This is a genomic window from Georgenia sp. (assembly GCF_054605595.1).
Genome location: NZ_JBTSDU010000088.1, coordinates 1 through 13,461, shown reverse-complemented (window position 1 = coordinate 13,461; position 13,461 = coordinate 1). Strand labels below are relative to the sequence as shown.

The window sequence follows — 13,461 nt, the reverse complement described above, 5'->3', positions numbered from 1 at the left end:
CGGACCGCCCCGCCGACCTCATGGCCTCGGTGCGCCCCGAGGTCCTGCTGCTCTCCGACGGCGTGGCCGAGCACTCGCTGCCGCTGCCGGCGGACCGCTTCTACGTCTCGATCGCCCCGTACGTCAACCAGACGCATGAGTGCTTCTTCCACAGCCTGACCACGTGCCGGGGCGAGCTCGGCGGTGAGGACGTCACGGTGCGGGTGGTGGACGACGCCGGCGAGGTGCTCGTGGACGAGGAACGCACGACCTTCGCCAACGGGTTCGTCGGGATGTGGCTGCCCCGTGATGTCACGGGCACGATCGAGGTCACCCAGGGCGGGCGCACGGGTGTCGTGGAGTTCTCGACCGACGCGGACGGCGCGACCTGCGTGACCACGCTGCGGCTCACCTGAGCCGTCGGACCGGGTGAGCCGCCGCCGGTCGGCTGCTTCGTGCGTGGCGCCCGACGGTGTTCGTCCCACCGTCGGGCGCACCAGATCGAGCTCGCACGCCTCACGTACCGCGCCCGCTAGTGCGGCTCCTGCCGTGCGCTTCGCCCCGCGCGGTCTTGGCGCCGTCGTACCAGTCGCAACCCCCCGATGATCGCGACGAGTGCCCCGACGGCCCCGACGGCGATGCCGCCCACGAGCCAGACGTACACGGCGGGCAGGGGGGCGTCCTGCGCGCCGCCGGTGCCGATCATGGTGCCGACGAGCAGCCCGAAGAGGGGTGCGAGGACGGCGACGACCACTCCGCCGATGATCCACCGGATGCCCGGGATGTCCTCGGGCTGGATGGGGCGGTCGGGCGGGGCGGCCTCGCCCGAGCCCGGGCCAGGTGGACGGTCGGGGCTCCGGACCGGGCCCGCCGAGGTGTCAGTCATGCTCGCTCACTTCCTCGCTCGCCGCGGTGGTCGGTGCCGCCGCCTGATGGTTGGTGCGACCGTTGGTCGCCGCCCCCAGCTTGTCCAGGAGCTGGGGGAGCTTCTCGACGAACGGGCCGATGATGTCGATCGGCAGGGGGAAGACGACGGTGGAGTTCTGGTCCGCGCCGAGCTCCAGCAGGGTCTGCAGGTAGCGCAGCTGCAGCGACGCGGGGTTGCGGCTGAGCGTCTCGGCCGCCTGCCGCAGCTCCTCCGAGGCCTGCAGCTCGCCATGGGCGTTGATGATCTTCGCACGGCGTTCCCGCTCCGCCTCCGCCTCGCGCGCCATTGCGCGCTGCATGGCCTCGGGGATCTCGACGTCCTTGATCTCCACGACGTTGACCTGCACGCCCCACGGCGTCGTCTGCGCGTCGATGCTGTGCGCCAGGTCCTCGTTCAGGTCGGCCCGGTGCGCGAGGAGCGTGTCCAGGTCCGCCCGGCCGACCACGGAGCGCAGCGTCGTCTGGGCGATCTGCGACGTGGCGACGGCGTGGTTCTCCACCGCCATCACGGACTGCACCGGGTCGGTGACCTGGAAGAGGACGACGGCGTTGACTCGGGCCGGCACGTTGTCCTTGGTGATGACCTCCTGCGGGGGGATGGTCAGCGTCACCACCCGCAGGTCCACCCGCACCAGCTTGTCGAGCCCGGGGAAGATCATCCGCACGCCCGGTCCCAAAGGCTCACGCAGCCGCCCGAGCCGGAACGCCACGCCCCGCTCGTACTCCTTGATGATGCGCACGGAGGAGGCCAGGACGAGCACCACCAGCGCAGCGACGACGACGACGATCTGTGTCCCGTTCATGCCTGCCTCCTGCTCCAGCCGCCGGGTGGGGTCTCGCCGTCACCGAGCCGGTCGAACGCACCCCAGCGGGTGGCGAACCGGTCCCGCTCCGCCGCGGTGGCAGGCGCAGCGGCACCCGCAGCCCCGCTGACCGCCCCCGGCCCGTCCGTGACGGCACCTGGGCCGCCGACGGCGTCTCGGTCGCTGGCGTAGACCGCACGGCGGCGCGCCCGCTCCTGCTGACGCAACCGGTCGCTCGTGTACCCGGAGCGGCGCCGGGCCTCCCGGGCGGAGGCGACGGCGCGGGCGGCGGCCGCCTCGTCGGGCACCTCCACCTTGACGTGGTCGGGGAACGCGGCCGGGCTCCGGCGCAGGTGCGACCACAGGGGCCACGAACCGACGGCGACCACGATCAGCGCACCCCCGAGCACCAGCAGCTCGTCGGTGGTGCGACCGCCGAACATCGTACCGAGCGGCCACACCGCGCCGAGCACGGCGACCGCGCACGCGATGCCGCGGTGGAACCGCTCGGCCTCCGACGCCGGCCACGGGTCGACGGTGCGCGTGACCTCGCGCCCGTGGTCCGACGTCGTGCATGTCTCCTTCACCGGGCAGCTGTTGCACACGGTCGGGCTGGCCCGGTAACGCATGATCCGGTTGCCCGGGTCGAAGGACTGCGGCCAGAGCCACTGGTCCTCCGGGCAGAGCCAGGCGTCGTGGTCCTGGTGGTAGACGAACGCCCCCGTGTGCCAGCGGGCGGTGTTCTTCGCGGTCCGGCGCGCCAGCAGGTCCAGGCCGTGCGCGGTCAGGAGCAGGAAGATCGCGTACCCGGCTGCGAGCCAGACGGCGATGTCGACGGCGCCCGTCACGAACCGTCACCACCCTGGTCGTCGTCGGGGCCGCGGCGGTCCGAGCCGTACCGCGGGCCGTTCGAGGGTCGGTCCCCCCGGCCCGCCCCGCGCGCGGGGCGGGCCGTGCCGTCGGGACCGCCGCGCGCGGCGACCGCGGCGGGTTGCTCCTCCACGAACAGGCGCTCGACGGGCACCTCGAGGGTGGTGGCGCGGATCCGGTGCCGCACCCCGACCCAGGTGATCCACAGGAACGGCAGGACACCGCCGATGATGAAGATCAGGTCCCCGGGCATGCGCAGCCATTCGAGCAGGGCGTTGCCGGGTGCGGTGATGAAGTTCAGCTCGCGGGCCTCGAAGTAGCCGTCGTTGACGGAGTACCAGAGCTGGATGACGCCCAGGGGCAGGAGCGTGGCGAACACCATCCACGCCAGGCCGATGTTGAGCGACCAGAACGAGATCTTCGCCGCGCGCTCGGGCCACTTCTGGGGCGGGATGAGATATCGCAGCGCGAACAGGGCCAGCCCCACCCCCATCATCCCGTACACGCCCATCATGGCGCCGTGGGCATGGTTGGCGGTGAGCGCGGTGCCGATCTGGTAGTAGGAGATGACCGGCAGGTTGATGAGGAAGCCGAACACGCCGGCGCCCAGGAAGTTCCAGAACCCCACCGCCACGAGGAACATCACCGACCACCGGTGGGGGAACGGGGCCGAGCTGCGGGACTCCTGGCGTGAGCCGAGCTGGAGGAAGGACCACGCCTCGATGGTCAGGAAGGTCAGCGGGATGACCTCCAGCGCGGAGAAGAACGCCCCCAGGGCCATGTGCTCCACCGGGGTGCCGGAGAAGTACAGGTGGTGCATCGTGCCGAGCACACCGCCCGCGGAGTAGAGGATGACGTCCAGGAAGATGATCTGCATCGCGATCTTGCTCCGTACGACGCCGAGCATCACGAAGATGTACGCGACCATCACCGTGGTGAACAGTTCGAGGAAGTCCTCCACCCACAGGTGCACCACCCAGAAGCGCCAGAACTCCGCCACGGTCAGGTGGGTCTCGGTGCCGGCGAGCAGTCCGACGGCGTAGAAGGCCGGGATGGCGAGCCCGGCGTAGAAGAACAGCCAGGGCAGGTTCCCCCGGTGCTCGGTCTTCAGCCGGGTACGGATCGCCCGGTAGATGATCGCGATCCACAGGAACAGCCCGACGATGAGGAGCCCCTGCCAGACCCGCGGCAGGTCCAGGTACTCCCACTGCTGGTCCCACAGCGGTGAGCCCTTGGCGAACTCGACGCCGAAGACGCTCAGCGCCTCGCCGACGAACGAGCCGGCGATGACGAGGGCGAGGGCACCGAGCAGCCCGTACACGAGCCAGTGCTGTCGTTTCGGTTCCCGCCCGGAGACGTAGGGCGCGATGAAGATGCCGGCGGCGAGGAAGGAGGCCGCCGTCCACAGCAGGGAGAGCTGGACGTGCCACGTCCGCGCGAGGTTGTAGGGCAGGATCTGGGCGAGGTCGAAGCCGAAGAAGTTCGAGATCTCCGCCCGGTAGTGCTCCACCGCGCCCCCGAGCAGTGACTGGGCCAGGAAGAGGAGCGCCACGACGAAGAAGAACCAGGCGGTGGCGCGCTGCCCCGGGGTGACCGCCACCTCGCCCAGCTGCGTGAAGATCAGGGAGCGCGCCTCGGTGGAGTGCCAGCCGATGTTGCGGCTCCAGCGGCCGTAGATCGCGAAGAGGACACCGATGCCGGCCAGCAGCGCGACGAGCGAGAGCCCGCTCCACACGAGGATGTCCGCCGTCGGGCCGTTGTCGACGAGCGGTTCGGCCGGCCAGTTGTTGGTGTAGGAGTAGTCGTGCCCGGGCCGCTCCGCTGCGGCCGCCCAGGCGGTCCACGCGAAGAACGCCGTGAGCTGGTGGATGTCCTGCGGGTCGGTGATCGCGTTCGGGATCAGGCCGTACTGGGTGGAGTCGGAACCGAAGAAGTCGGCGTAGTGCTGCGTGATCTCCCCAAAGGCCTGCACCTGCAGGTCGGTGAGCTCGAGCCTTCCGGTGCCCGCGTCGTAACGGTTGGTCCGCATCATCTTCACGAGCTCGCCCTGCGGGTCCTGCACACCGGCGGCCGTGAGGTCGTCGAGCACGATCGTGGCGGATCGGCGCAGGTAGTCGGCGGTGTAGTCCGGGCCCAGGTACCCGCCGTGACCCATGATCGAGCCTTACTGCTGGAGTCCGCGCCGGAGGAAGATCTGCTACCCCGAGGTGATGTCCGCACTGTCGAAGACGACCTCGCCCGAGGGTGCCACCGCCTCCTCGGGCTGTGGCATGGAGTCGGTGTACGTCCGCAGGGCGAGCAGGCCCATGATGAAGAACCCGAAGATCATGATGAGGGCGACGCCCTGGACCCAGCCTTCGAGACCGGGAACTGTGAGCGTTTCCTTCCGGCGTCCGGCACGACCTGAACCATGAGAGCCCCCTTCAGCAGCCCCCGTCGCGTCCGGCTGCGCGGTGCCGCCTGCGGCGTCGTCCATGAGGTGACGGCTCCGCGGCGTCGGGACGGGCGGGCGAGTCTTCTGATGTACGCACGGCGAACCTAGCGGAGATGGCCATCGGACGAAACCGGAGCAACCCGGGAGACATGCGGACGAACTGACCCTGGCGGTATCCGGAGACCTATCGGCCCTGGATCTTGGCGGAGATCCGCGGGATGGCGGCGATGAGACGCTGCGTGTACGGATGCTCCGGCCGGGTGATGACCCGCGCCGTCGTGCCGGCCTCGACCACGCTGCCGCCCTTGAGCACCACGGTGTCCTCACACAGCGCGGCGACCACGCTCATGTCGTGCGAGACCATCACGACGGTCAGGCCCTTCTCCCGCTTGAGCCGGTCGAGCAGCCGGATGACGCCGATGCGGGTGTTGACGTCGAGCGCGCTGACCGGCTCGTCGGCGAGCAGGACCGCGGGGGAGGTGACCAGCGCGCGGGCGATCGCGATGCGCTGGCGCTGACCACCGGAGAACTCGTGCGGGTAGCGGCGGGCCGCATCGGCATCGAGGTCGACGTCGGCGAGGGCCCGCACCACGACGTCGGGCACCGGCTCCGCGCCCCTGCGGCCGAGGGAGACGAGCGGCTCGGCCACGATCCGGTCCACCCGTTGGCGCGGGTCGAGCGAGGAGTACGGGTCCTGGAAGACCACCTGCACCCGGCGGCGGAACTCCCGCATCCGGGCGCGGTCGCGCGGGTCGAGCCGGGCGCCGTCGAACACCACCCGCCCGGCGGTCGGGGTGGCCAGGCCCAGGAGGAGCGAGAGTGCGGTGGACTTGCCCGAACCGGACTCGCCGACGATCCCGACGCTCGCGCCACCGATGGACAGGGAGACCCCGCGCAGCGCGTCCGTCGTGGCCCCGCGATAGCGGAAGTCGACCCCCTCCAGGGCGAGCAGTGCGCTCATCGTTCCTCCCACCCGTCGGGCTCGGGCTCGTCGCGCGGGCCGGGCAGGGGTGCGCCGGCGAGCGCGGCATCCAGGGCGCGGGCGCCGTCGACGAGGCGGCGCGTGTACGGGTGGCGGGGTGCGCCGACGAGCGTCTCGACGTGGCCGCGCTCCACGATCCGCCCGGCGTGCATGACGAGCACCTGGTGGGCCACCTGGGCGACCACCGCGATGTCGTGGCTGATGAAGACGAGCGACATGCCGTGGCGGTCGACGACGTCGAGCAGGAGCCGGAGGATCTCGTCCTGGACCGTGACGTCCAAGGCCGTGGTGGGCTCGTCCGCGACGAGGAGGGCCGGCTCGCACGCGAGCGCCATGGCGATGGCGGCGCGCTGGCGCTGCCCGCCGGAGATCTCGTGCGGGAAGGATCGGGCGAGGCGCTCCGGCTCCGGCAGGGCGAGTTCGCCCATGAGGTCGAGCACCGCCGTCCGCAGCGCCGCGCCGCGCAGGCCGCGGTGGCGCCGCAGCGGCTCGGCGATCTGCCGGCCCACCCGCATCAGCGGGTCCAGTGCTGTCCGCGGCTCCTGGAAGACGAGGGCGACGGCGGAGCCGCGCGTGCGGTTGAGGACCTTCTCGGGGGCGCCGACGACCTGCGTGCCGTCGAGGCGGACCGACCCGTGGGCGCTGAGCCCCGGGGGCAGGAGACCGGCGACGGCGAGCGCCGTGAGCGACTTGCCGGAGCCGGACTCACCGATGATGCCGACGCGTTCGCCCGGTGCGACCGTGAAGGAGACGTCGTCGACCAGGCGCCGGTCTCCGCCGCGCACGCTCAGGCCGGCGACGTCGAGCACGGGCATCGTCGTGCCGGGCGCTCCGGGGGAGGTCATCGCCGGCTCCGGCGGGTGGGGTCGAACCGGTCGCGCAGACCGTCGGCCAGGAAGTTCGCGCCGAGCACGACGGCGACGACCATGAGACCGGGGGCGATGGCGCCCCACGGCGCGGTCAGGACGGTGCCCTGAGCCTCCTGCAGGAGGCGGCCGAGGGAGGCGTTGGGCGGCGGGACCCCCAGGCCGAGGTACGACAGGCTAGCCTCGGCGAGGACCGCGGCGCCGAACAGGACCGCGATGTTCACCACCAGGGACGGCCACACGTTCGGCAGCACGTGCCGGCCGATGACGCCGAAGAGCCGGGCGCCGGAGGTGCGGGCGGCCACCACGTACTGCTGGGCGAGCACCCCCTTGGCCAGGATGCGGGTGAACCGGGCGGCGATCGCGGAGGATCCGATGCCGATCGCCAGCACCGCGGTGCCCAGGCTCGCGCCCTGCACCGCGACGATCAGCATGGCGAGCAACAGGGTGGGGAACGCGATGAGGATGTCCATCGCCGAGGAGACGGTGTCGTCGAGCCACGCGGGCACGAACGCGGCCGCGAGGCCGAGGCTCACCCCGAGCACCACGGCGACGGCGGAGGCGCCGAGGCCGACGACGAACGCGATGCGCGTGCCCACCATGAGCTGGCTGAACAGGTCGCGGCCGAGCTGGTCGGTGCCGAGCCAGTGGGTGCCGCTCGGCCCCTCCAGACGGCCGCCCGTGGTGTCGGCGAGGGCGTAGGGCGACCAGACGAGGGAGAGCAGGGCGACCCCGGTGACCAGGACGAGCAGCACCGACCCGGCCGCGAACGTGAGCGACCGGGCTCGGCGGCTCCGCGGCCGGGTCGGCACGCCGGGGCGGGGCATGGCACTCATGCCGTGCTCCCGCCGACGATGGACCGCAACCGCGGGTCGACGACACGCTGGAGGACATCGGCGAGGAACCCGATGAGCAGCACCAGGACCGTCGTCACCAGGAGCACGCCCTGGATGCTGGGGTAGTCGTGCTGGGCGATGGCCCGCGTGAGCATCGACCCGAGCCCGGGCAGGGCGAACACGCTCTCCACCACCACCGCGCCGAGCATCGTGGACGCGAGCTCGATGCCGAGGATCGAGATCACCGGGACGACGCCGTTGCGCACGCCGTGGCGCCAGAACGCCTGCGGCAGCCCGAGCCCGAGCGAGCGGGCGGTGCGCAGGTAGTCGCTGCCGAGCACGTCGAGCGTGGCGGAGCGGACGTAGCGCGCCAGCGACGCCGTCATGACGATCGTGATCGTCGCGACCGGCAGGGCGAGGTGAGCCAGGGCGGCGCCTGGATCGGCCCAGTCGTCGCGGGGGAAGCCGCCGGAGGGGGACAGGCCGAGATCGAGGGCGAAGACCCAGACGAGGATCATGCCCACCCAGAAGACGGGCACGGCGATGCCGAGCTGGGCGAAGGCCGAGAGCAGCACCCCGTACCAGCGGTCCGCCCGGTGGGCGGCGAGGAAGCCGACGACGCCGGCGAGGATCACGGAGACGGTGAAGGCGATCAGGGTGAGGGGGAGCGTGACGACGAGGCGGGTCCGGATCTCCGGGAGCACCTCGACCCCGCTGATGAAGGAGGTGCCCAGGTCGAGGGAGGCGATCTGCGTCAGCCACGTGGCCAGCTGGGTGAGCAGCGGCTCGTCGGCCCCGACCTGTTCCCGCGCCGCGGCGATCTGCTCTGGCGTGGCGTTGACGGACAGCAATGCGTTGGCGGGGTCGCCGGGCAGCAGGCGCAGGAGCACGAAGATGACCGCCATCGCCAGGACGAGCGAGAGGACCAGCAGCACGGCCCGGCGCAGGACGTACCGGGCCATGGCGTCGTGCTCCTGGGTAGGACGGGTGGGACTGGTGCGAGGGTCGGACGGCGGCATCCCGCTGTGGTCTGCCGGCGTCGCGTCAGGCGTTACCGGGCGGGACGCCCGGGATCAGGCGCCGACGGTGATGTCGTAGGCGAAGAACTGTGAGTTGAGGCCGTTGACCGGGTAGCCACTGACGTCGCTCGCGGCGACGACGATCTGCGGGTACAGGTAGAGCCAGGCGCTGGCGGCGTCGGCGGCGATCTGCCGGTTCACCTCGAGGAGCTTCGCGGTCTGCTCCGCCGCGGTGGCGACCTCCTCGGCCTCCTGGACCCACGCGGTCACCTGCGGGTTGTCGTAGCCCCAGTAGAAGTCCGGGTTGCCGTACCAGACGACGTCGCGGTCGTTGACGTGCTCCTGGAGGGTGGCCTGGAAGTTCCGCTCCTGGAAGACCTTCGTGTACCACTCGTCGGCGGAGATGGAGTTGATCTCCATGGTGATGCCGACCTTGGCGAGCTCGCTCTGCAGGAACTCGGCCACCGCGGGGTGGGGGTCGTAGGTGGGTGTCTCCAGCGTGAACGTGAAGCCCTCGGGGTAGCCGGCCTCGGCGAGGAGCGACGCCGCCAGCGCCGGGTCGTAGGGGTTGACGTCGATGAGGTCCTCGTACCAGGGGTCGGTGGGCGGGACCATCGAGCCGATGAGCGTGCCGTACTCGCCCCAGATGGAGCCGAGGAGCTTCTCCCGGTCGATGGCGGAGTAGACCGCTTTGCGGACCTTGACGTCGTCGAAGGGGGCGACGCGGTCGTTGAAGGCCAGCAGCTCCTTCGTCGTCGACGTGCCCTCGCTGATGGTGAAGTCGGGGTTGCCCTCGAGCTGCGCCAGGCTGTCGGGGCTCTGGATGGAGGTGACGACGTCGACGCCGCCCGTCAGCAGCGCGTTCGACAGCGAGCTCGCATCGGTGAAGTAGTTGAAGACGACCTCGGCGTTGGCGGCCGGTTCACCCCAGTAGCCGTCCCAGCGCGTCAGGCTCAAGGAGCTGCCGCGCTTCCAGTCGCCGACGGTGTACGGACCGGTGCCGTCCTCGGTGGTCTTGAGGTCGGTCGCGTCGGCGTTGACGACCCAGATGTAGGAGAGGTTGTACGGGAAGGAGATCGACGGCGCGGAGAGCGTGAACACCACGGTCCGGGCGTCCGGGGTGTCGATCTGCACGATGGTCTCGAACGCGGAGCGGCGGGCGGACTGGGAGTCCTCGGCGACGACGCGCTCGACGCTGGACTTCACGTCCTGCGACGTCAGTGTCTTGCCGGAGTGGAAGGTCACGCCCTCCGTGAGGGTCACCGTGTAGGTGAGCCGATCCTCGCTGAGGGTGTAGTCCTCGGCGAGCAACGGTTCGACGGCGCCGTCGTCAGCGAGCCTGAACAGGCCCTCGTAGACGTTTCCGTTCAGCGCCTCGGTCACGCCCTGGCCACCGCCGTCGACGTTGCTGAGGTTCTGCGGCTCGTACAGGGAGCCGATCTGCACGACGGCGTCGGTGGTGGCGGCGGCGGCAGTGGGGTCGCCCGCGGTGTCTCCACCCGCGGCGCACCCGGCGAGCAGGAGGGTCGCTGCCGCGAGGGTGGTCAGGGCGGTGATGACGCGGGATCTGCTCATCGGTGTGCTTCTTTCGGTGCGGGAGTCGTCCGGGCTCGGTGCGCGCCGGCCCTGGGTCTGGTCGGGGTCGTGTCGTGGTCTGAAACTAGCCTGGACCCGACTCGTTCAACACCACTGGTGGACAGGTATTCCGGCAGGTGGGACGCGCGAGCCCGCCACGGGTCGGCGCTGCGCGCGAGCACGTTCGCGAGGCGGCGCTGCGCGGGCATGCTCGCGAGCACAGCATCGACCGGCGAGGCGCCTCGGCCGACGAGATCCGGTCAGCGGAAGAACGTGTCCTGGTACTTCAGCAGGACCGCGGCACCGAGGAGGACGAACCACGCGGCGACCACGGCGTAGTCGACGCCGACCCGCAGCCACGAGGTCACGCGGGCGTGGAGCCGAGGGCTGAGGCCGAAGTTGTTCTGGCCGATGTTCAGGCGCGTGATCGAGGTGAAGACCGTCGTCGTCGACGCGGTGACGAGGAGGCACCAGGGGCACAGGGCGCCGATGACGAAGAAGGACTGGGCGAAGAGCCAGTACGCGAAGACCAGGCCGAGGAGGTAGACGCCCTGGGCGCCGAGCATGAACCACCGGGGGAACCGGACGCCGGCAAGGCCGGCGACGGCGATCGTGATGACCACCGGCTCGGTCATGATGCCGAGGAACGCGTTGGGGAAACCGAGCAGGCTCGCCTGCCAGGCCTGGGCGACGGTGCCGCACGAGATCGCGGCGTTGATGTCGCACGAAAGGGCGACGTTCGGGTCGGCCGCCAGCCGGAGGGCGTCCACGGAGAGCACGAACGACGCGACGAGGCTGATGACGGAGGAGATCAGCATGGCGAGGTTGGTCCGCCACTCGGGGCGTCGGAGGGTGGCGTGCTCAACGTCGGGGAGTGTGTCCGTCGGATCGGGGGCACCACTCGTGGTGCGCACGGATCGGGGGACGTCGGGGCTCGCGGTCACAGGGAGATGATGCCCGCTCCGGGCGTGCCGCGTCGGGAGGTGAGCCGCGCCACCCTTGTCTCGGGCGTGTTCGGGTGCCCGGGAGATGCATCGCCGAACGGGCGCACGGCCCGGGGCAGGGACGTGCCGAGCCAGGTTCGACGTCGGCCGCGGGACGTGCCGAGCCAGGTTCGACGTCGGCCGCGGGACGTGCCGAGCCAGGTTCGACGTCGGCCGCGGGACGTGCCGAGCCAGGTTCGACGTCGGGCACGAGGCGTGCCGAGCCCCCGACGTCGGGCACGAGGGGTGCCGCGCCAGGTTCGACGTAAGGCGCGCCAGGTTCGACGTAAGGTCGGACGGTGGCAGAGCAGGCACCGGCGTCGGCCCGGGTGGACAGCTGGCTCTGGGCCGTGCGCCTCTTCAAGAGCCGGTCCCAGGCAACTGCCGCCTGCCGGGCCGGGCACGTGCGCGTCAACGACGACCGGGCGAAACCGGCGACCTCGGTGAAGGTGGGGGACCGCGTCGTGGTGCGCGGCGGCGAGCGCGAACGGATCGTCGAGGTGACGCGCATCCTCGTCAAACGGGTGGGTGCACCGGTCGCCGCGACGGCGATGATCGATCACAGCCCGCCCCCGCCGCCCGTCGAGCTGCGCCCTGCGGTACCGCAGCGGGCGCGCGGCGCCGGCCGACCGACCAAACGTGAGCGACGTGAGATCGAGCGGCTGCGCGGGTACTGATCCCGGCATGGCGCCCTGGCCCTCGAGTGCGACGGTTGGGACCTCAAGCGAGCACCCATAGGGTCCCGAACGACACACTCGAGCGCAGGACCGGAGCGGCGCGGGTTATGGTCACCGGAGGAGGCGGTCCACGTGAGCACGACATCGGCACCGACGAACCCGGCGGCGACGCCCCCGCCGGAACGTCGCTGGATCCCGCTGCGCGCGACCTGCGCCCGGCCGCACGCGTGCCCCGAACCGGTACGGATGAAGGTGCTCTCGCGGGTGCCGCTGTTCGCCGGGCTCTCCCCGGACGAGCTGCGCAGCATCGATCGCCGGATGGTCTCCCTCTCCTGGGGGGAGGAGGACCCGCTCTACCTCGCCGGCGCACCGGCCGACCACCTCTTCGTGATGGCCGCGGGCCGGGCGAAGGCCGTGCAGCCCACCGCCGGCGGCCAGGAGGTCGTCGTGGACCTGCTCGCGCCGGGCGATCTCTTCGGCGGGCTGCGTATGCTCGGGCAGGCCAGCTATCCGGAGACGGTCCGCGCGATGACGACGATGTGCGCGTTGCGGATCGACACGGCCGCCTTCCGCGACGTGCTCGGCGAGCATCCACAGGTGGCGCTGCGGGCCCTGGACAGCACCGCGGCGCTGCTGGCCCAGGCGCGCGACAACGTCACCCAGCAGTCCACGGCCACGGTCGCCCAGCGGGTGGCGACGACGTTGCTTCGCCTGACGGAGAAGTTCGGCCAGGACCGCACCGGTGGCGGCACCCTCATCCAGCTCCCGCTCAGCCGCAGTGACCTCGCCGGCCTGACCGGGTCGACGCCGGAGTCCGTCTCCCGGGTCATGAGCAGGCTGCGCAAGGAGGGCATCATCGACTCCGGCCGACGCTGGACCGCCGTGCTCGACGCGGACCGGCTGGCCGCCACCGCCACCGTCGCCGAAGCCTGAACCGCCCCTGGCGCGCCGTGCGCACGGGCGAATGCTGAACCGCCCCTCGCGCGCCGCGCGCACGGGGGGTGGTGGAACCTCCCCACCCCGGGGCCCGGACCACCTCGTGCCCCACCGGACGTGGCTGTTCCGCGGTTGATTGACGCGCGTCATGGTTCGCCCGCGCAGCCCTTCGTAATGTCGTGGTCAGCACCGCAAGGTGGCACCACGACCTGGAAGGACACGACCATGAGCACCACCACCTCCCCCTCCACCACCCACACCGTCCTGCGCGCCGAGGGTTTCTCCTGCCCCTCCTGCGTCACCAAGATCGAGAAGCAGGTCGGTCGGCTCGAGGGCGTCAGCACCGTCAAGGTCCGGTTCGCCTCAGCCCGCATCGAGGTCGACCACGACCCCGCCGAGGTCAGTGTGGAGGACCTCGTCACCACCGTCGCCAAGGCCGGCTACGTCGCCAGACCCGCCGCCTTCTGACCGGCGAGCGTGAGCGCCGTCGTCGTGAGCCCCGGCTCCGACGGCGGCGCTCACGTGTGCCGGACCGGGACCGTCGACGAGCCCCGCGCGGGAGGAACCCGACCTG

13 protein-coding genes and 1 pseudogene are annotated in these 13,461 nt (G+C 71.3%); 4 read left to right on the top strand and 10 right to left on the bottom strand.

All coding sequences use genetic code 11. The annotated features are described in order from the left end of the window. Window positions 1–395: CueP family metal-binding protein (locus ACYC1Z_RS10655; RefSeq protein ID WP_461409500.1), on the top strand; the 395-nt coding region annotated here is incomplete at its 5' end. Window positions 396–511: 116 nt separating this feature from the next. On the opposite strand, the gene ACYC1Z_RS10650 is transcribed toward ACYC1Z_RS10655, so the two are convergent. From ACYC1Z_RS10650 to ACYC1Z_RS10605, 10 genes and pseudogenes are all read right to left on the bottom strand, one after another. Next, window positions 512–865 carry a hypothetical protein gene (locus ACYC1Z_RS10650; protein ID WP_461409499.1) on the bottom strand — a complete coding sequence of 118 codons (354 nt, stop codon included), beginning with the start codon at window positions 863–865 and terminating at the stop codon, window positions 512–514. Continuing rightward, window positions 858–1,709: a slipin family protein gene (locus tag ACYC1Z_RS10645; protein ID WP_461409498.1), complete on the bottom strand. Its 852-nt coding sequence runs from the start codon at window positions 1,707–1,709 to the stop codon at window positions 858–860. The genes ACYC1Z_RS10650 and ACYC1Z_RS10645 overlap by 8 nt, the downstream gene beginning before the upstream one ends. Beyond that, window positions 1,706–2,557: a hypothetical protein gene (locus tag ACYC1Z_RS10640; RefSeq protein WP_461409497.1), complete on the bottom strand. Its 852-nt coding sequence runs from the start codon at window positions 2,555–2,557 to the stop codon at window positions 1,706–1,708. Before ACYC1Z_RS10640 ends, ACYC1Z_RS10645 begins: the two co-directional genes overlap by 4 nt. Continuing rightward, window positions 2,554–5,055 (bottom strand): annotated as a pseudogene (locus tag ACYC1Z_RS10635) (nitric-oxide reductase large subunit). The gene ACYC1Z_RS10640 and the pseudogene ACYC1Z_RS10635 overlap by 4 nt, the downstream one beginning before the upstream one ends. Window positions 5,056–5,197: 142 nt before the next feature. Continuing rightward, the gene (locus ACYC1Z_RS10630; RefSeq protein WP_461409496.1) at window positions 5,198–5,974 is read right to left on the bottom strand and encodes an ABC transporter ATP-binding protein; all 777 of its coding nucleotides are present in this window, start codon (window positions 5,972–5,974) and stop codon (window positions 5,198–5,200) included. Then, complete coding sequence (locus ACYC1Z_RS10625; protein ID WP_461409501.1) at window positions 5,971–6,810, bottom strand: ATP-binding cassette domain-containing protein; 840 nt, start codon at window positions 6,808–6,810, stop codon at window positions 5,971–5,973. The genes ACYC1Z_RS10630 and ACYC1Z_RS10625 overlap by 4 nt, the downstream gene beginning before the upstream one ends. A gap of 26 nt (window positions 6,811–6,836) precedes the next feature. Continuing rightward, window positions 6,837–7,697 (bottom strand): ABC transporter permease, encoded by an 861-nt coding sequence (locus tag ACYC1Z_RS10620; protein WP_461409495.1) that lies wholly within the window; start codon window positions 7,695–7,697, stop codon window positions 6,837–6,839. Then, window positions 7,694–8,659: an ABC transporter permease gene (locus ACYC1Z_RS10615; RefSeq protein ID WP_461409494.1), complete on the bottom strand. Its 966-nt coding sequence runs from the start codon at window positions 8,657–8,659 to the stop codon at window positions 7,694–7,696. The genes ACYC1Z_RS10620 and ACYC1Z_RS10615 overlap by 4 nt, the downstream gene beginning before the upstream one ends. Before the next feature lie 111 nt (window positions 8,660–8,770). Next, on the bottom strand, window positions 8,771–10,291 hold the full coding sequence (locus ACYC1Z_RS10610; protein ID WP_461409493.1) for an ABC transporter substrate-binding protein: 1,521 nt from the start codon (window positions 10,289–10,291) through the stop codon (window positions 8,771–8,773). Between the two features lie 260 nt (window positions 10,292–10,551). Next, a complete protein-coding gene (locus tag ACYC1Z_RS10605; protein WP_461409492.1) occupies window positions 10,552–11,235 on the bottom strand; it encodes a vitamin K epoxide reductase family protein in 684 nt (227 codons plus the stop codon). A gap of 338 nt (window positions 11,236–11,573) precedes the next feature. Between ACYC1Z_RS10605 and ACYC1Z_RS10600 the strand changes: the two genes are divergently transcribed. The 3 genes from ACYC1Z_RS10600 to ACYC1Z_RS10590 all read left to right on the top strand — a co-directional run bounded on the left by ACYC1Z_RS10600 (window position 11,574) and on the right by ACYC1Z_RS10590 (window position 13,355). After that, window positions 11,574–11,951: an RNA-binding S4 domain-containing protein gene (locus ACYC1Z_RS10600; protein ID WP_461409491.1), complete on the top strand. Its 378-nt coding sequence runs from the start codon at window positions 11,574–11,576 to the stop codon at window positions 11,949–11,951. A gap of 132 nt (window positions 11,952–12,083) precedes the next feature. Continuing rightward, window positions 12,084–12,884: a Crp/Fnr family transcriptional regulator gene (locus ACYC1Z_RS10595; RefSeq protein ID WP_461409490.1), complete on the top strand. Its 801-nt coding sequence runs from the start codon at window positions 12,084–12,086 to the stop codon at window positions 12,882–12,884. Window positions 12,885–13,112: 228 nt separating this feature from the next. After that, a complete protein-coding gene (locus tag ACYC1Z_RS10590; RefSeq protein WP_461409489.1) occupies window positions 13,113–13,355 on the top strand; it encodes a heavy-metal-associated domain-containing protein in 243 nt (80 codons plus the stop codon). Window positions 13,356–13,461 lie beyond the last annotated feature (106 nt).

What these genes read in the sequence shown, in the direction of transcription:
- ACYC1Z_RS10630 (WP_461409496.1), bottom strand. Translation starts at nt 5,974, where the DNA reads ATGAGCGCACTGCTCGCCCTGGAGGGGGTCGACTTCCGCTATCGCGGG.
- ACYC1Z_RS10620 (WP_461409495.1), bottom strand. Translation starts at nt 7,697, where the DNA reads ATGAGTGCCATGCCCCGCCCCGGCGTGCCGACCCGGCCGCGGAGCCGC.
- ACYC1Z_RS10645 (WP_461409498.1), bottom strand. Translation starts at nt 1,709, where the DNA reads ATGAACGGGACACAGATCGTCGTCGTCGTCGCTGCGCTGGTGGTGCTC.
- ACYC1Z_RS10650 (WP_461409499.1), bottom strand. Translation starts at nt 865, where the DNA reads ATGACTGACACCTCGGCGGGCCCGGTCCGGAGCCCCGACCGTCCACCT.
- ACYC1Z_RS10615 (WP_461409494.1), bottom strand. Translation starts at nt 8,659, where the DNA reads ATGGCCCGGTACGTCCTGCGCCGGGCCGTGCTGCTGGTCCTCTCGCTC.
- ACYC1Z_RS10610 (WP_461409493.1), bottom strand. Translation starts at nt 10,291, where the DNA reads ATGAGCAGATCCCGCGTCATCACCGCCCTGACCACCCTCGCGGCAGCG.
- ACYC1Z_RS10625 (WP_461409501.1), bottom strand. Translation starts at nt 6,810, where the DNA reads ATGCCCGTGCTCGACGTCGCCGGCCTGAGCGTGCGCGGCGGAGACCGG.
- ACYC1Z_RS10590 (WP_461409489.1), top strand. Translation starts at nt 13,113, where the DNA reads ATGAGCACCACCACCTCCCCCTCCACCACCCACACCGTCCTGCGCGCC.